Annotated in this window: 14 protein-coding genes; 13 read left to right on the top strand and 1 reads right to left on the bottom strand. The window is 52.9% G+C overall.

What is annotated here, in order from left to right; genetic code table 11:
* Nucleotides 1-40 precede the first annotated feature (40 nt).
* Complete coding sequence (locus AC5TBW_RS16050) at nucleotides 41-1063, top strand: tryptophan--tRNA ligase (RefSeq protein ID WP_495509515.1); 1023 nt, start codon at nucleotides 41-43, stop codon at nucleotides 1061-1063.
* A gap of 128 nt (nucleotides 1064-1191) precedes the next feature.
* Here the strand turns inward: AC5TBW_RS16050 and AC5TBW_RS16045 are convergent, their stop codons facing one another.
* Nucleotides 1192-1710 carry an Hcp family type VI secretion system effector gene (locus AC5TBW_RS16045; RefSeq protein WP_087105289.1) on the bottom strand — a complete coding sequence of 173 codons (519 nt, stop codon included), beginning with the start codon at nucleotides 1708-1710 and terminating at the stop codon, nucleotides 1192-1194.
* A gap of 645 nt (nucleotides 1711-2355) precedes the next feature.
* Between AC5TBW_RS16045 and tssB the strand changes: the two genes are divergently transcribed.
* Genes tssB through vasI form a run of 12 tightly spaced genes read left to right on the top strand, consistent with a single transcriptional unit; the run spans nucleotide 2356 to nucleotide 16690 of the window.
* A complete protein-coding gene (gene tssB / locus AC5TBW_RS16040; protein WP_495509514.1) occupies nucleotides 2356-2859 on the top strand; it encodes a type VI secretion system contractile sheath small subunit in 504 nt (167 codons plus the stop codon).
* A gap of 56 nt (nucleotides 2860-2915) precedes the next feature.
* Nucleotides 2916-4397 (top strand): type VI secretion system contractile sheath large subunit, encoded by a 1482-nt coding sequence (tssC, locus tag AC5TBW_RS16035; protein ID WP_495509513.1) that lies wholly within the window; start codon nucleotides 2916-2918, stop codon nucleotides 4395-4397.
* Between the two features lie 12 nt (nucleotides 4398-4409).
* Nucleotides 4410-4853, top strand: a complete 444-nt coding sequence (tssE, locus tag AC5TBW_RS16030) for a type VI secretion system baseplate subunit TssE (protein WP_495509512.1) — start codon at nucleotides 4410-4412, stop codon at nucleotides 4851-4853.
* Nucleotides 4854-4871: 18 nt separating this feature from the next.
* Nucleotides 4872-6635, top strand: a complete 1764-nt coding sequence (gene tssF, locus AC5TBW_RS16025; protein WP_495509511.1) for a type VI secretion system baseplate subunit TssF — start codon at nucleotides 4872-4874, stop codon at nucleotides 6633-6635.
* Complete coding sequence (gene tssG / locus AC5TBW_RS16020) at nucleotides 6599-7621, top strand: type VI secretion system baseplate subunit TssG (RefSeq protein ID WP_495509510.1); 1023 nt, start codon at nucleotides 6599-6601, stop codon at nucleotides 7619-7621. Before tssF ends, tssG begins: the two co-directional genes overlap by 37 nt.
* Nucleotides 7622-7624: 3 nt before the next feature.
* Nucleotides 7625-9076, top strand: coding sequence for a type VI secretion system-associated FHA domain protein TagH (gene tagH / locus AC5TBW_RS16015; protein WP_495509509.1), 1452 nt, complete (start codon nucleotides 7625-7627; stop codon nucleotides 9074-9076).
* Nucleotides 9073-9627, top strand: coding sequence for a type VI secretion system lipoprotein TssJ (gene tssJ / locus AC5TBW_RS16010; RefSeq protein WP_495509508.1), 555 nt, complete (start codon nucleotides 9073-9075; stop codon nucleotides 9625-9627). Before tagH ends, tssJ begins: the two co-directional genes overlap by 4 nt.
* Nucleotides 9627-10961, top strand: coding sequence for a type VI secretion system baseplate subunit TssK (gene tssK, locus AC5TBW_RS16005; RefSeq protein ID WP_495509507.1), 1335 nt, complete (start codon nucleotides 9627-9629; stop codon nucleotides 10959-10961). Before tssJ ends, tssK begins: the two co-directional genes overlap by 1 nt.
* 3 nt (nucleotides 10962-10964) lie before the next feature.
* The gene (icmH, locus tag AC5TBW_RS16000; RefSeq protein WP_495509506.1) at nucleotides 10965-11807 is read left to right on the top strand and encodes a type IVB secretion system protein IcmH/DotU; all 843 of its coding nucleotides are present in this window, start codon (nucleotides 10965-10967) and stop codon (nucleotides 11805-11807) included.
* A gap of 8 nt (nucleotides 11808-11815) precedes the next feature.
* The gene (gene tssH / locus AC5TBW_RS15995) at nucleotides 11816-14437 is read left to right on the top strand and encodes a type VI secretion system ATPase TssH (protein WP_495509505.1); all 2622 of its coding nucleotides are present in this window, start codon (nucleotides 11816-11818) and stop codon (nucleotides 14435-14437) included.
* Nucleotides 14438-14441: 4 nt separating this feature from the next.
* Nucleotides 14442-16040 carry a sigma-54 interaction domain-containing protein gene (locus tag AC5TBW_RS15990; RefSeq protein ID WP_495509504.1) on the top strand — a complete coding sequence of 533 codons (1599 nt, stop codon included), beginning with the start codon at nucleotides 14442-14444 and terminating at the stop codon, nucleotides 16038-16040.
* Nucleotides 16037-16690, top strand: coding sequence for a type VI secretion system-associated protein VasI (gene vasI, locus AC5TBW_RS15985; RefSeq protein WP_495509503.1), 654 nt, complete (start codon nucleotides 16037-16039; stop codon nucleotides 16688-16690). Before AC5TBW_RS15990 ends, vasI begins: the two co-directional genes overlap by 4 nt.
* Nucleotides 16691-16692 lie beyond the last annotated feature (2 nt).

The following is a 16692-nucleotide window of genomic DNA, read 5'->3' as shown; positions in this document are numbered from 1 at the left end:
ATGTTAGGTCTTTTTACACCCTGAAGGATCTGCATATCATATGCAAGCGTCTAACAAAACCCGCGTTCTTACCGGTATTACCACCACCGGCACACCTCACCTAGGTAACTATGTAGGGGCGATCAAGCCTGCTATTGAGGCAAGTCAAGATCCCAACGTTCAGTCTTTTTACTTTTTGGCAGATTACCATGCGCTTATAAAGTGCCCTGATCCTAAGCGCGTACAAGAATCACGCTTAGAAATTGCTGCCACTTGGCTTGCGCTGGGTTTGGACACCGACAACGCGATTTTTTATCGCCAGTCGGATATTCCAGAAATCCCTGAGCTGACTTGGATGCTCTCCTGCGTATGCGCTAAAGGCTTGATGAACCGCGCCCACGCCTACAAAGCAGCCGTTGCTGAGAACGAAGAGGCGGAAAACCAGGACCCAGATAAAGGCATCACCATGGGGCTTTTTGGTTACCCCGTGCTGATGGCGGCGGATATATTGATGTTTAACGCCAATAAAGTGCCGGTGGGTCGTGACCAAATTCAGCATATCGAAATGGCTCGCGATATTGCCGGGCGTTTTAACCATCTTTACAAAGGCCAGCACTTTACGCTCCCAGAGGCCGTGGTAGACGACAAAATACAGCTATTGAACGGTTTGGATGGACGCAAGATGTCCAAAAGCTACGATAATACGATCCCGCTCTTTGCTCCCGAGAAAAAGCTTCAAAAGCTGGTGCGTAAAATCAAAACCAACTCCCTGGAGCCTGGTGAGCCGAAAGATCCAGATACCTGCACGTTATTCCAAATTTACTCCGCCTTCGCGACAGTTGAAGAGACCGCGGATCTGCGCAAACAGTATGCCGAAGGTGTTGGTTGGGGTGATGCGAAAAACCAAGTATTTGAATATTTGAATGCCCACTTGAGTGCGCCCCGTGAACGCTATAATGCGTTGATGGAAGACCCTGCTCACATCGAATCAGTACTGCAAAAAGGTGCAGAGCGTGCACGGGAAGAAGCCGCTGTAACAATGGATCGTTTGCGCGCGGCCGTTGGTCTTGGGCGTTTCGTTTAGTTGATGAGAAGAGCCGAAATACCAATCGCTACATGACAGTAATGAGATCTCAATAATGACGAAGCCCCTTCTAGTTGGAAGGGGCTTCGTTTGTTTCAGGCCTGGTGTTTCAGGCATCGGCTAGGCTTTTAGCCTTCGATCGGGGCGCGCCAGTCGTCGGAGCCAGAGGTGCCAGCTACTGTGTGTTCCCAATCAATCTTACGGTAAGCCAGTGATACGTCCATCAACTGAGTGAACTCAGATTTATTGATGTCCTGGGCATGCGGCATGCGCAGGTTGATGTCAACAATAGTGGCATCGGTCAGTGAAGTAGTGAAAAAGTGTTCTTGTTTACCTTCAACAGAAGTCCGGTACCACTTAAGTGCTACGTTAGGCAGCATTTCACCAGACGCCAGTGCGTTGTACATTAGCGGCACTGATTTGTTGAGTGCAACGGTGAATACAAATGGCTTATGAGCACGTTGGCCAGAGGGCTGACCTGACTGAGGATCAGTCGGTACGGTAACAACATGCTTGAACTCTTGAACCAGCATTTCATCTTCGTGGCCTTCAACATAAATGTTGCCGACAGAATCAGGAGTAAAGGCGCCAGCGGTGATGTTGCCCTGAGTTTGGCCTTCGATGCTGATATAACATGGTGTTGGCATGATCTGCTCCTTGAGTGAACTAGCAAAATTATGTCATGTGGACATTTAGTTAGAGCAAATGGTGTGCCAGTATTTTTTTTACCATAACTTTCAGGTGCTTGAGTTTTTTTATTATTTTTATTAAATATTATTAGGCAATAATTTGCCTGCTTTAAGCAACTCTTTGCTTATGTGGCAACCCGTTGCTTATTTTATTTTAGTAGCTATTTTAGACACCTCTATAAGTAAGTTAATTGCTATTTTAAGTTTTGATTGGTAACGAAATTATACTGGATGGCATTTTCTAGTTAGTAATTAATGATTCATTACCCTCTCTTTTTAACGACTATTCACTTCTTATCAAAATGATTTGTGCGTTATTTCTGTCAATATCCTTAAGAGATTGCCGATAGAATTTGTAAGCCATATCTCACAAATTTAAATTAGCATCCTGATTTAAATTTTCACCGCCTCTATCTTCAGTAAAATTCGCCAAAATAGCTTCTAACGTGTCAAAAAATGAAGATACCTTTTGGTGCCGTTGCATAGTGCACTGCCTTTAGCAAAAAAATGAGCTTTGGCAACACTTTGCTTAATTCGTTACCTTCCCGGGATTGAGAACCATTCACGGTTACATTGATAAATCTCTCTCCAGGGCTAACTATCATGGCAAAGCAAGGTACCGTCGCGCCTAAAGAGCGCATCAACATCAAATATGTGCCGGCTACCGGTGATCAACAGGCAGATACAGAGCTACCGTTGAAGTTGTTAGTCGTCGGTGACTTTAAGGGTGGTGAGGAGGAGGCCCCTATTGAAGAGCGCCAGTCTGTTTCTGTTGATAAAAACAACTTCCAGTCAGTGATGCGTGAAGCGGGTTTAAGCCTGCAAACGGCCGTACCTAATCGCCTAGATGAAAGTGAAGAGCCAGCGGATATAGCCGTTAATCTTAACTTCAAATCCCTGGAAGATTTCTCCCCTGACGCTGTTGCAAAGCAGTTGCCCGAATTACGCAAGCTGGTCGAGTTGCGTGAAGCGCTGGTTGCGTTAAAGGGGCCGCTGGGCAATGTGCCCGCTTTCCGTGATCGGCTACAGAAGCTGTTAGAAAACGATGAGGCTCGCCAGCAGTTACTTAATGAGCTGGCATTGCTAGATGCAGATAAAGATCAATAATTCTTCAGCACTAGCAACGTTTTTTTATTGCAAATCAGCGAATTCGAGGCACAGCGATGAGTAAGACAGCAAAGCAACAGAGTGCAGTTGCAGAGACTGAAACAGATGTTTCGTTGCTTGATCAAGTGATGGCGCAGACGCGTATGGCGCCAGCTGATGAAGGTTATAACGTTGCCAAGCAGGGAGTGGCCGCTTTCATAGCTGAACTACTTAACGGCGATGAAGCAGCTCCAAAGGTTAACAAAGCGCTTGTTGATAACATGATTGTCGAGCTGGACCGTAAAATTAGCCATCAGGTCGATGAGGTTTTGCACGAGTCGAATTTCCAGCAGCTAGAGTCAGCTTGGCGAGGTTTAAAACTGCTGGTTGATCGCACTGATTTCCGCGAAAACATCAAGCTCGATGTGTTGCATGCCACCAAGCAGGAACTGCTTGAAGACTTTGAGTTTGCACCTGAAATTAGTCAGAGCGGGTTGTATCATCACGTCTACAACGCGGGCTACGGCCAGTTTGGCGGAGAGCCTGTGGCGGGCATTATTGGCCACTATGATTTTTCGCCCTCTACACCTGATATGAAGCTGCTCCAGCATGCAGCGGCCGTTGGCGCTATGGCGCATGCGCCCTTTATGTCATCAGTTGCACCGTCCTTTTTCGGCATTGAAAGCTTTGAAGAGCTGCCGAATATCAAAGATTTTAAGGCGATTTTTGAAGGGCCTAAATATGCTCGTTGGCGCAGTCTGCGTGAGTCTGAAGACGCACGATATCTTGGCTTAACGGCACCGCGATTCTTGTTGCGGACGCCCTATGACCCAATAGAAAATCCGATTAAGAGCTTTAACTACCGCGAAGACGTTAGTGAAAACCACGAGCATTATTTATGGGGTAATACCTCTTATTTGCTGGCGGAACGTCTCACGGATAGCTTCGCCAAGTACCGTTGGTGTCCCAATATTATTGGCCCGCAAAGTGGCGGTGCGGTCGAAAACTTGCCAGTGCATACCTACGAAGCATTTGGCCAGTTGCAGGCCAAAATTCCTACCGAGGTGCTCATTACTGACCGGCGTGAGTTTGAAATGGCTGAAGAAGGGTTCATTTCATTAACCATGCGTAAGGGTAGTGATAATGCAGCCTTCTTCTCAGCCAACTCTGTTCAAAAGCCTAAGGTTTTTCCAAATACCGCAGAGGGTAAAGCCGCCGAGACCAATTTTAAACTGGGCACCCAGCTTCCCTACATGTTCATCATTAATCGCTTGGCTCACTACGTCAAAGTGCTTCAGCGCGAGCAAATCGGTTCATGGAAAGAACGCCAGGATTTGGAGCGTGAGCTTAACGCTTGGATCCGTCAGTACGTTGCCGATCAAGAAAATCCACCAGCTGATGTCCGCAGCCGCCGTCCGCTGCGCGCCGCCTCTATCCAGGTGTCGGATGTCGAGGGTGATCCAGGCTGGTACCAGGTTTCTATGGCGGTACGTCCGCACTTTAAATACATGGGTGCCAACTTCGAGCTCTCACTTGTTGGTCGCCTCGACAAAGAGTAAAGGACGACAGTCATGGCAACTGACAGCGGGCTGTTGGGGAATGAGTTATTAGGAAGCCGCTTGTTTGAAAGACTCGCTGCTCCAGATCAGCCAGTTCAGCGCAAGGAAGGTGACGAGCTGGTCGGGGTGGTCGAGTCGGTTAAGCGCCACTTGGTGGAGTTGCTAAATAGCCATCCAGGGAACAGTGCCTGCGCGCCGGAGTTAGGTTTACTCGACTTTAACGACGCCACAATTGGTGTGCTGGACTTGGAACGTAATGTTCAGCAGGCCATTTGTCAGTGCATTGAACGTTATGAGCCCCGAGTCAAACGTGTGGAAGTAGAGTCTTTGCCTCATCATGGCGATCCGTTGCAACTGCGCTTTCAGGTGCATGCCACTGTCGCGTTAGGTAGAGAAAACACCCAAGCGACGATTGATTTGTTGCTTAACAACAAGCGTTATCAGTGTCTCAACTGATAGGCCTGAGAGGCACGAATGCTGAATCGCTATTACCGTGACGAGCTCAATTTTTTAAAGCGCCAAGGGCGGGAGTTTGCCGATGCAAACCCTGGTCTAAGTCGCTTTTTGTCTGAGCGCAGCACGGATCCTGACGTAGAGCGTTTGCTAGAAGGTTTTGCCTTTCTTACAGGGCGCATGCGTGAAAAAGTGGAGGATGAGTTTCCCGAGCTTACGCACTCGCTAATCAGCATGCTGTGGCCGAATTACTTACGGCCTGTGCCCAGTATGACGGTGGTGCAATTTACCCCTAGTTGGTACTCCTTGAGCCAACAACAGCGGGTTGAGCGCGGGACTGAGCTTTCCAGTGAGCCGATTGAAGGCACGTCGTGTCTGTTTAGAACGTGCCACGATGTGACGCTGTATCCACTAGCGCCAGTAGGCGTTGAAGCACGTCATACACGAGAGTCCTCTATCGTGGAACTCGCGATGGAGGTGCGCAGCGACCAACCGCTAAACGCTATGGGTATCGACTCACTGCGTTTGCATCTCGGCGGGGATGGTTACACGGCACGAACACTCTATTTATGGATGAGCCATTATCTTTCACGGCTAGAGCTCGAAATCGATGGCCATACGCAGCGCTTACCTGCTGATGCGCTTAAGGCTGTCGGGTTTGAACGCGAGCAAGCGCTTTTGCCTTACCCGCAGAATGTACATCAAGGGTATCGCATCCTGCAGGAGTACCTCTGTTTTCCAGAGGCTTTCCATTTTTTCGATATTTTAGGGCTCGGGCATTATTTGTCGGCGGATACGGCCAGTAACGTCACGCTGCGCTTTGTGTTTTCTCGCCTCCTGCCAACCGATGCTCGAGTGCAGGATGAGCATCTAGCGCTTTACTGTACACCGGCGATCAACCTTTTTGAGCATGATGCTGAACCTATTGATTTGAGCGGCGAGCGTAGCGAGTACCGCATACGGCCTAATAGTCGCGCGCCTTCCCACTATGAAGTTTTTAGTGTTGATGATGTCCAGGGCTATCTCGAAGGAGAGAAAACCGGGCGGCAAGAAAAGCCGCGCGGTTATGTGCCTTTCGAGAGTTTTCAGCATCAAATTGAACGTGACCGGGGGCGTGAGGCGCTTTATTACCGGGTCCGTGTACGCGACAGCCTGCGCAGCGACGGTTTCGATCACGACATCGCCTTTGTCCGAGGGGACGAACGTGACTGTCTTGGCCGCCGTGAAACGATTTCGCTGCAACTCACCTGCAGCAATCGTGAATTGCCTGAACAGATGACCATTGGTGATCTGTGTGTAGCGACCGAGAAGAGCCCTGCGTACGCGACCTTCCGCAATATTACCCGGCCGACGCCGGTGCTTCGCCCTGCTCTAGATGACGGGCTGCTCTGGATATTAATCTCGAATTTGTCGCTCAATTACCTTTCCTTGCTAGAGCGAGATGCGCTTTGTTCGGTGCTACGTGCTTATGATTTCCGAGCCTTAGTGGACAGGCAGGCAGAGCGGGTGGCGCAAAAAAGGTTAGCGGGCATTCTTGAAATTGATACCCAGTCTGTTGATCGGTTGCGCAAAGGGTTGCCAGTACGTGGACTGCGTTCGGTGATGACACTGGACCAAGATGCCTTCGGTGACGAGGGCAGCCTGTATCTGTTTGGCAGCGTGCTGGCGAGATTCTTCTCTCTATACGCAAGCATCAATTCATTTCACGAGTTGCATGTCGTTAATCGCCATAACCAAGAGCGCTATCAATGGACCTTACAGGTGGGGCAGCAGCCTCTGATGTAGCGCTGGCACCCGTTATTCAGGGGGCGCGACGTTACGAGTTTTATCAGCTAGTTGAGTTGCTGCACCGTCATCACGGCGATGATTTAGAGCAGCGACATGGCGGTAGCGTGCCTCCATTTCAGCGCGTGCGCTATACCGCCTCAGCGTCGTTGGGCTTCCCGGGCAGCGATGTGCTTGCCCTGAGTGAAAGCCAAACTGGCCAATACGAAATGGAAGTCAGTTTCCTGGGGCTACAAGGTGCGCAGTCGCCGCTCCCAGGCTATTACTTGGAATCGTTGGCGCATAACGCTGCACACCAGGAAGGATCCGCGGGTGATTTTCTCAACTTCTTTAATCATCGGCTGCTAACGCTCGTTCATCGGAGCTGGCGTAAATACCGCCATTACGTTCGTTACCAAGATGATGCGAAAGATGGTTTTTCTGCCGCGATATTTGCTTTGGTGGGGCTGGCGGACAGTGATCTGCGCGGTGAAACACCGATCAGTTGGAGCAAAATGCTCGCGTATGCGGGGCTTTTGGCAGGGCGATCACGCTCACCAGATGTGGTTAGCGGCATTGTTGGGCACTGTTTCGACCTAGCCCAGGTACAGATCGAAGAGTGGGTGCAGCGTTGGGTGGAGATTCCTCTGGATCAGCGCAGTTGTATGGGTACCTCTGGGATGACATTGGGTGGCGACATGGTCGCAGGCGAGCGTGTTGCGGATGTGAATGGCAAATTTGCTCTGTGCCTGCGCGGTTTAAGCCTAGCGCGATTTAGAGATTTTTTACCTGATGGTGAAGAACATAGCCCTCTTAAAACGCTGGTGAGTTTTGTGCTGCGTGAGCCTTTGGCCTATGACCTTGAGCTTGAGTTGCTGGATAGCGAGGTAAAACCCATGCGGTTGGGCGATGCCGGGTCGTGCCAGCTCGGATGGACCACCTTTGTTGATCCAGAAAGCGACGGCAACACCATGCGCCGTCGAGTCCGCATTCAGATGACGAGTTAATCCATGCCTTTCAATCAACTAGACGCCATCACCTTGGTTGTCATCAACAGTGAGCAGCTCGAAGGGCGCTCAACCAGCAGTTTTGTCTTCCATAACGAAGGGGGAACGCTGGGTAGTGGCCTGCAAGACAATTGGTTATTGCAGGATCATAGCGGGCGAATTAGGCCCAGCCATGCCGAAATCACCAAAATCGATGGCAAGTTCTGTCTAGTCGACCTAAGTGGCCACACCTTTATCAACCGGACGACGCTGCCGATTGGGCGGCATCGAAAGGTAGCGCTACGCGATGGTGATGAGCTGATGATTGGCGAGTACCGCTTGAAGGTTCATCTCGGTGATCGCCATGCATGGCAGCCTGGGGTGCACTCGCTAGCCACGTTGATTGATGAAGAGCATGACGAGGTCACCACTCAGGGAGCTGTTTGGACGTCAGGACCTGGGCAAACCTTCAATCATGAAGCAGAAAAAGGTGATCCGATGGAAGCCTTAGGGGGGGCTTTGCCTGGCTCGATTGAGCATGACCCGATGGTGGCGTTAGACCATGAAGATAAGTCGTCAAACACCATTGAGCCGCTTGACGCGATGCCGTTTTCACATCGCAAACAAGCGTATCAAGACTATGCCTATCAAGACCATGCCTATCAAGCAAACAGTCACCAAGAGTCAGTCTATCCGAACCAACGAGGGCAGTGGCAGCACCAAGAGCGCCATGAGGAAGCCTTAAGCCTTCCCGACATCAGAACACCGAAAGGCACAACAACGCAGAGGAGCAGAGGTATGGATGAGCGGCAGATAAATGATTTGGAGCGTTCTGTTGGGGAGCAACTGGAAGATCGCTGGCAAAAGCCGACAACCCAATCGCTTGGTCATGTGGGGGCAGACCCCCTGTTAAGAGGCTTAGACCTAGACTTACCCTTCCGTGATAGCGAGGAGCAGCAAGCGTTTCTGGAAGAGGCAGGACAAACGCTGCGCGCCACTATTGATGGTCTGCGGCTTCTGCAGCAGTCTCAGAACGATAGTAAGTACCCGCTTCGAGACCGCCGTCTACAACCGATAGAGGATAATCCCCTGCGCTTAGGTCAGTCCTATAGCGAGACGGCTGAAACCCTCTTTTCTGCCCAGCGTAGCCCCGTACATTTATCAGCGCCGGAGGCGGTTGCCGAGTGTTTGCGTCACCAGGGGCAGCATCAAGCCGCTGTCGAGGAGGCGATTAGTCATGCGCTGGGCTCAATACTCGATGCGTTTTCGCCTGAAGCACTCCTTAAGCGTTTCCATGCATACCGTGGTGCGGGTAATCGGATTGAAGACGAAGGGGGCTGGGCGTGGGAGATGTACCACTACTACTACCGAGAGCTTAACTCTGGTCGTCAACAAGGCTTTCAAAAACTGTTTTGGGAAGTCTTTGAACAAGCCTATGACCAATCGGTGCGTCGCCAGCAGCGGGAGGAGGCATGAACGTGCAGCGCATGAGCATGCGAAACATGGCGCGTCTTGCCTGTTTACTTTGCATCATTTTGCTATTGGCAGGCTGTGCCTCAACCCGTGAAGCCACGGGCAAAGCATGGCAGGTAATGCGCGATCCATCGATTCCCGTCGGCTACCCCGAAGATCGCCCCACCATGGTTGATCTAAGCATGATTGCTGAGCCAAACGTCAATCCTAATGTGGACGGTGACGGCACGCCGCTGCGATTTCAGGTGCTGCAGTTAAAAGATGATTCCATGTTGATGGCGGCTGACCTGGGCCAACTGAGCGGTGATTTGGAGGAGGCGTTAGGGACCAATTATCTCACCCACGATGACTTTACGCTGCTGCCAGGGCAGTGGAAGTTTTATGAGCCTTTCGATATCGATGAAGAGACGCGTTACATCGGGCTGATTGCTTTCTACGCGACCCCCAACGAGGCCGAGTGGAAGAAGGTCGTTAAGGTGAAGAGCCGTGGCGAGCATTACCACTTATTGGTTCATCTCCGGGGCAATGAAGTAGAGCTAAGGAAGGAGGAGTAATGGCCAGCCGAAATCGTGTGGTGTGGAGTGAAGGCCTGTTTATTAAGCCCCAACATTTCCAGCAACAGCAGCGCAGCTTAGAAGGGCTAATTGATGCACGGCTAAAGGGCATTAGCCACTATTTATACGGCTTCCATACGCTGGAGTTAAATAATGAATTTCTCAGCTTTGGGCGTATTGCCATTAGCCGTGCGAGCGGGGTTATGCCGGATGGTGTCGCCTTTCAGCTACCGGCAGATGATGTCGAGCCAACGCCGTTAGAGATCAGCGATGCCAGCATTACCAACCAAGTGGTCTACTTAGGACTGCCGCTGGCAACTGACGGCGTGGGCGAAGTGCGCTGGCCAGGAGATGAACTGCCGGCGCGCTATCGTCTCTCTTCACGCAGCGTACGTGACCTCCACTCTCGGGATGGTGCGACAGCGGAGTTGGAAGTGGCGCGGGTTTCTCCGCGTTTGCTACTAGAGAGTGATGACCGTAGTGGCTACGCCTGCCTATCCGTGGCGCGTATTGTCGAGCGTCGCCCGGATGGCAGTTTAGTGCTTGATGAGCAATTTCTACCCACCTTGCTCAATGTTCAGGCGGCACCAAGGCTACAGCGATTTGTGGGAGAGATGGCCGGTTTAATGCGAGAGCGGGCGCGTAATATTGCGCAGCGGCTCTCTACGCCAAATCAGGCAGGCGTTGCCGACGTCTCTGATTTTATGTTGTTGCAGCTACTTAACCGCGCCCAGCCGCGCTTTCAACATCTTGCTCGGCTGGGCCAGCTTCATCCTGAGCGTCTTTACGACACCATGCATGAAGTCGCCTGTGAGTTGGTGACGTTTACCGATGAGTCACGGTTACCGCCCGAATGCCCAGCCTACGATCACGACCATCCTGAACGTGCTTTTCGGCCGCTGATGAAAATGCTGCGCCAAGCGCTTTCCACCGTACTTGAACCGCGTGCTGTCGCCATTCAAATACAGGCGCGCCGCTTTGGTCTGCTCGTTGCGCCGCTGTCAGATCTAAGTCTTATAGAGTCGGCGGAATTCATTCTCGCCGTTCGCGCGGATATGCCTAACGAGCGGCTGCGTAAGCTGTTCTTGCAGCAAACTAAAGTGGCCAGCGTGGAGCGCATTCGTGACCTCATCAGTTTGCAGCTGCCCGGCGTGCCGCTTGAACCCTTGCCCGTGGCGCCGCGTGAATTGCCCTATCACGCTGGCTATAGCTACTTCCAACTGGACCGTCAGAGTGAAGCATGGGGAATGCTCAACGGCGCCAGTGGATTTGCCTTCCACGTCGCCGGTGAATTCCCCGGGCTGGAAATGCAGTTCTGGGCCATCAGGAGTTAAGCCATGCAATATCTTGCAACTGAAGATCAACGCTCTGTACGACCACGTGGCGCAAGCGACAAAGTGCGTCATGAAGATCTGATTAATGAGCGTGGCCTGGAACATCTCATCCATAGCCATGCCGAGCAGTTGGATGCTGACGAGGACTACTGGTTCCGATTGCGCGGGCACAATCTCAACCCGCTGGTGGATGCCGCCAGCAGTCTGCTCGGTATGGTGGTGCGCGTTCGTCAGCTCGACAGTGCAGGTGATGTGGAACGCCTCTATCGCCAAGTAGTTGATGAGATTGCTGCCATCGAAATTGAGCTGACAGAGCAGGGTTATGACCGAGCCACGTTGCTCGCATACCGCTACGTTCTCTGCTCCTTCATCGACGAAGCCGTCATGGGAATGCCCTGGGGGCGTCAGAGTAAGTGGGCTGAACACTCGCTGTTAACACGCTTTCATAATGAAACTTGGGGCGGCGAAAAAGTATTTTCGATCCTTTCGCGCCTGCAGCAAGAGCCTCAGCGCTACCGCGACATGCTGGCATTTATTTATCTCTGCCTATGCCTTGGTTTTGAAGGGCGTTACCGGGTGATGTCCCACGGGCGCGATGAGTACGAGCAAATCGTCCGGGCGTTAGGTGACCAATTAGCCACGCTTGATCAGCCGCCTGAAGACGCGCTTACCCAACCGTTGCGGAATGTCGTAAAAGGCCGCCAAGGCACCCGCAGCGGATTTCCTATATGGGGAATCTTTACCCTATTTGGAATCGCCATGGTGGCAGTGTATCTGGGTCTTTCCTGGTCACTTGATCAGCAAGCCGAACAGATTACCTCGCTTCTTAACCAAATTTACCGTTAGGAGATCCCATGCTCAGGGTAGAGCTACCGGCGCTTATTAGTCGACTCAATGAAATTGCTCGTCAGGGCCTGGAACAGGCCGCCGTACTGTGCGCCGAACAGCAAGCACCCGAAGTGACCACCGGGCACCTGCTGCTGGCGCTGGTCGACCAGCCGCTGTGTGATGTGCGCCTGCTGTTGGAAACACTGGATATTGATGTAGAAACATTGCGAGCAAGAATGGCGGAGGAGAGCCGCCCACCTCGGGATCTCGAAGTATCGACCCCTAGCTTTTCACCGCTATTAGTCGAGCTGCTCCAGGATGCCTGGTTGCTGGCAACCACTGAGTATGGACATCAAACGCTACGCAGTGGGGTGCTGTTCACTGCGCTACTGCACAGTACCCCTCGCTACTTGGGGCCGAAGAGCGTGGCGTTACTGGAAGATATCAATCGCGAAAATTTGCGCCGTCACTTAGAACGCTTAACAGCAGATTCAGCGGAGGCACCGCGAGATAGTGCGGGCACAAGCAAACGTCAGGTTGCCCAGCCTGTTAGCGATGACAGTGCGCTGGCCCGTTTTGCCACCTCCCTGACTGAGCAAGCCCGCAATGGTGAGCTTGACCCCGTTCTCGGGCGTGACCCGGAAATCGACCAAATGCTCGATATCCTGGGGCGTCGGCGTAAAAACAACCCCATCGTCATTGGCGATGCGGGGGTAGGTAAAAGTGCTGTGGTAGAAGGCTTGGCGGCACGTATTGTGGCTGGACAAGTACCCGCTGCGCTGGCCGATGTTGAATTGCTTACCCTTGATTTAGGCGCACTCCAAGCTGGCGCTGCGGTAAAAGGCGAATTTGAAAAACGCCTGAAAGCGGTGATCGACGAAGTCAAGAATGCCCCGCGGCCCACGCTATTGTTCATTGATGAAGCACATACACTGATCGGTGCGGGCAATCAGGAGGGCGGCGGTGACGCGGCCAACTTGCTCAAGCCAGCTCTGGCGCGGGGCGAGCTGCGTACCATCGCCGCCACTACTTGGCGTGAGTACAAAAAGTACTTTGAAAAAGACCCGGCGCTGTCGCGGCGCTTCCAGCCGATTGCGCTTTCCGAGCCAAGCGTTGAACAGGCGCTGGTCATTTTACGCGGCCTACGCGATGTGTATGAACGCGCCCACGGTGTGCTGATTGGCGATAGCGGTCTGCGTGCAGCTGCCGCGCTGTCTGCCCGTTACTTGGCTGGTCGGCAATTGCCCGATAAAGCCATTGATGTGCTGGACACCGCCTGTACTCGGCTGGCGCAAGCCCTGGATACCCCGCCCCGTAAGCTCAGTCATCTTCAAAGTGAACATATCGCCGCACTGCGCGAGCGCGATCAGGTCGAGCGCGAACGTCTGCTGGGGCGCGAACCGGATAGCGAGCGCCACCACGACTTAACCGAGCGCTTAGCCAAGTTGGAAGAAGAGTTGGCAAGTCTGGAAGCCGCCTGGCAAGCGCAGCGCGAATGCGTCGATGCCATCGTGGCGCTACATCGCCAACTGCTAGAGGCAACAGATGGTGATGCTGTAGATCAACTTCCCGAGGGTATTCATCAAGAACTCTCCGAACGAGAGCATCAGCTGGCCCAGCTGCAAAAGGCGTTTGCACTGGTCAACCCTAGCGTAGAAGAAGCCCAGATCGCCCAGGTGATTGGCGATTGGACTGGTGTGCCGGTTGAGCGCATGACCAGTGACGAGCTAACTCGTCTCACCGAATTGCCGACCCATCTGGATGCGCTAATCCAGGGGCAGGGCAGTGCGATTGAGCGTATCCACCGCCACCTATTAACCGCCCGTGCTGATCTACGTCGCCCAGGGCGACCATTGGGTGCGTTTCTATTGGTAGGCCCCAGCGGCGTCGGTAAAACCGAAACCGTGGTGCAAATTGCTGATCAGCTATATGGCGGCCGTCAATTTCTCACCACGATCAATATGTCCGAATACCAAGAAAAACATACGGTTTCACGCCTGATCGGCTCACCGCCTGGGTATGTTGGGTTTGGTGAAGGCGGACTACTGACCGAAGCGATACGCCAGCGCCCTTATTCGGTGGTGTTGCTGGATGAAGTCGAAAAAGCCCATCCCGATGTGCTTAACCTCTTCTACCAGGCGTTTGATAAAGGTGAATTGGCCGACGGTGAAGGGCGCGTGATTGATTGCAAAAACGTGCTGTTCTTCCTGACGTCTAATTTGGGCTACGAAGCTATCGTCAGCTACGGCGATGACCCAGCAGCGCTGGATGCAGCGCTCTATCCGGTGCTGGCTGAGTTTTTCAAACCGGCGCTATTGGCGCGTATGGAAGTGGTGCCTTACTTGCCGCTGGACGGGGATACCTTGCGCGATATTGTGAAAACCAAACTGGATACGTTGGCAACACGAATTCGTGAGCGTCATCGTCATGCCGAGGTGGTACTTGATGACAGCTTGGCGGAAGCGATTTGTATACGTGCGACGCGGAGCGAAAACGGTGCACGGATGCTGGAATCGGTGATTGATGGCGAGCTGTTGCCACCACTGTCTAGAGCGCTGCTCGAACGTATGGCGCGACGGGAGCAAGTGAGTCGGGTCGCGTTGGGCGTGCACACTGAAAACGGCTCTTTCACGGCGGAGGTCGCGTGACATCATGACGCTTCAAGCCCTCAACACCTTCGCCAGCAACAGTGCGTGCTCACCTTCGCCACTAACGGCCATGCCCATCGCCTTAGCCTTGGTGGAAAGTGGTAGCGCAGAAGTGCTGCGCAAACGTGCAGCCCAGGTGCTATGCGATAGATTAGGACTTGATAGCGCTGAGTGCCTTTATATAGATGGGAGTGGACGTTGGCTTGGACGTGATGGTGATACGGCACAGTTTGATTGCAGTGACTTTAACCATCCATATGCGCATGTGGTCCGCAGTGGTAAAGCGCTCACATTAAGCGTTGGTGATGCCCGTACGAGGTTGGATCATGCTGGGTTTCAAGCCCAGGTCGTTCATTTGGGGGCTAAGAAGCGACTTCAAGTAAGACCGCTGCGTGCCCAGGATAATGAGAAAGAGTGGCTGGGTGTACTGTTAATGGTGGGGGAAGAAGGCGCTATTGGGGCTCTCAATGACGATCCTGGGATGGCCGCATTCGAGGCGTTGTTAAGTAGGCTGTGGGCGCGTTTGTCGCGGGAGCAGGGCGAACGCCATCGATCGCGGGCACTGCGTGATTCGTTAGTCAAGCTTAACGATGGCGCGCGGCGGCAAGGGTTGGCTGACCAATTAGCCCAGGAGTTACTGGGACAATCCACTGCTATGCAAGCGCTGCGGTGCCAAGTGGTGCGGGCGGCTGAAACTAACCTCGCCGTGTTGTTGCAAGGGGAAACGGGAACCGGGAAGGACCGGGTGGCGCGTGCACTTCACCAACTCTCCGGACGGGCGAAAGGCCCTTTTATGGCCATTAATTGCGCCGCTATCCCCGAAGCCTTGCTTGAGTCCGAGCTGTTTGGCCATGCCAAAGGGGCATTTTCAGGCGCAGATCAGGTTCAGGAGGGGCTCATTAGCCAAGCTGATGGCGGTACGCTGTTTCTGGATGAAATTGGTGATATGCCGCTAGCACTGCAAGCCAAACTGCTCCGAGTGCTAGAAAGTGGCCGCTACCGCCCGCTAGGGGCCAGCGAAGAGCGCTGTGCGGACTTACGGTTAATCGCCGCTACCCATCAGCCGCTTCGCGAACATATTCGGGCGCAGCATTTTCGTGCCGACCTCTATTACCGTTTGGGTCAATTCCCGCTCACTCTGCCACCGCTTGCTGAGCGGCGCGATGACATTGCCCAGTTGGCGCAATCGTTCATTGCCGATTTTTGCACACGGGAAGCGCGTGACGACATGGGGATTACCCCGGCGGCATTGCGCTTACTGAAGCAGCGTGATTACCCGGGCAACGTACGCGAATTAAAAAATCTGATCGATTATGCCTGTGCTATGACGCCGCAGGGCGCGGATATTGACGCCTATCTAATACCGGGGGAGCAGGATAACGACGCTCAAATGGCACCCACATCCCAAGTAAGTGGCGCGGTGTTCTCTTTACCGAGTGATATTGATGACTTGCGCCAAGCGCTACGCGATGTTGAAACCGCGATCATTCGCCAGCGGTTAATGCATTTTGGTGGCAATCGCGCCCAAGCCGCTGCAAGCCTTGGCTTACCTAAGCGAACACTGGCACATAAATGCCAACTGCTAGAACTGGATACAAAATGAGAGTGACGTTACCAATCCGCCAGTGGTCATGTTGGGGACTACTCATCATCGCTGCTTTGGGGAGTTCGGATGCGCTGGCAGACGAACACCAGACAATGGTTGCAAACGCTTTGGCATGTGCGGATGAGACCTCACGATTAGAGCGTTTGAGCTGCTATGACGATGTGTTTCGTACAGCGACCGCCTCGACTGATGACAGAGAGCTGCCCGATTTATGGTACGCCATTGAACGTCAGGAGAGCGGGCGCGAGGACGATGATTTGGGTGTCATCGTTCAAACGGCCGGTGATGACGTGTTGATGAGCGTTCCCGCGTTGGGGACCACGCCGCCACGACCCATTATGGTGATGGCGTGTGAAAAGCAGATCACGCGCTTTCAGCTGCATTTGCCGGAGCCTATCGATAATGCCCGTGTTGATATACAGCTAGGCACCCATAGCGCCAGCGTACACCAGCAGTGGCGAGTCCGTGATGGTGGTCATGTCATCAATGGTGGCCGAGGGTTGCCTGCCATCGAAACGCTTCGCCAATTGCTGGGAGCCAATGACGTCACTATCACTAGCGATGTGCCGAGTCTAAATGGGCTGCGTTTTGATATCACCGATCTCCGCCAACTCATTCAACCGCTTCGCGAAGCGTGTCGTTGGTAAGG

The sequence above is a fragment of the Vreelandella sp. ssv genome (assembly GCF_059448525.1).
Note: the sequence above shows the minus strand (reverse complement) of the source record. Positions and strands in the feature narration are given on the sequence as shown.

Excerpts from the sequence above, each read along its gene's own strand:
- tssG (WP_495509510.1), top strand. The coding sequence starts at position 6,599 with ATGGACCTTACAGGTGGGGCAGCAGCCTCTGATGTAGCGCTGGCACCC.
- tssK (WP_495509507.1), top strand. The coding sequence starts at position 9,627 with ATGGCCAGCCGAAATCGTGTGGTGTGGAGTGAAGGCCTGTTTATTAAG.
- AC5TBW_RS16050 (WP_495509515.1), top strand. The coding sequence starts at position 41 with ATGCAAGCGTCTAACAAAACCCGCGTTCTTACCGGTATTACCACCACC.
- tagH (WP_495509509.1), top strand. The coding sequence starts at position 7,625 with ATGCCTTTCAATCAACTAGACGCCATCACCTTGGTTGTCATCAACAGT.
- tssE (WP_495509512.1), top strand. The coding sequence starts at position 4,410 with ATGGCAACTGACAGCGGGCTGTTGGGGAATGAGTTATTAGGAAGCCGC.
- tssH (WP_495509505.1), top strand. The coding sequence starts at position 11,816 with ATGCTCAGGGTAGAGCTACCGGCGCTTATTAGTCGACTCAATGAAATT.
- icmH (WP_495509506.1), top strand. The coding sequence starts at position 10,965 with ATGCAATATCTTGCAACTGAAGATCAACGCTCTGTACGACCACGTGGC.
- tssB (WP_495509514.1), top strand. The coding sequence starts at position 2,356 with ATGGCAAAGCAAGGTACCGTCGCGCCTAAAGAGCGCATCAACATCAAA.
- AC5TBW_RS16045 (WP_087105289.1), bottom strand. The coding sequence starts at position 1,710 with ATGCCAACACCATGTTATATCAGCATCGAAGGCCAAACTCAGGGCAAC.
- tssC (WP_495509513.1), top strand. The coding sequence starts at position 2,916 with ATGAGTAAGACAGCAAAGCAACAGAGTGCAGTTGCAGAGACTGAAACA.
- tssJ (WP_495509508.1), top strand. The coding sequence starts at position 9,073 with ATGAACGTGCAGCGCATGAGCATGCGAAACATGGCGCGTCTTGCCTGT.
- tssF (WP_495509511.1), top strand. The coding sequence starts at position 4,872 with ATGCTGAATCGCTATTACCGTGACGAGCTCAATTTTTTAAAGCGCCAA.
- vasI (WP_495509503.1), top strand. The coding sequence starts at position 16,037 with ATGAGAGTGACGTTACCAATCCGCCAGTGGTCATGTTGGGGACTACTC.
- AC5TBW_RS15990 (WP_495509504.1), top strand. The coding sequence starts at position 14,442 with ATGACGCTTCAAGCCCTCAACACCTTCGCCAGCAACAGTGCGTGCTCA.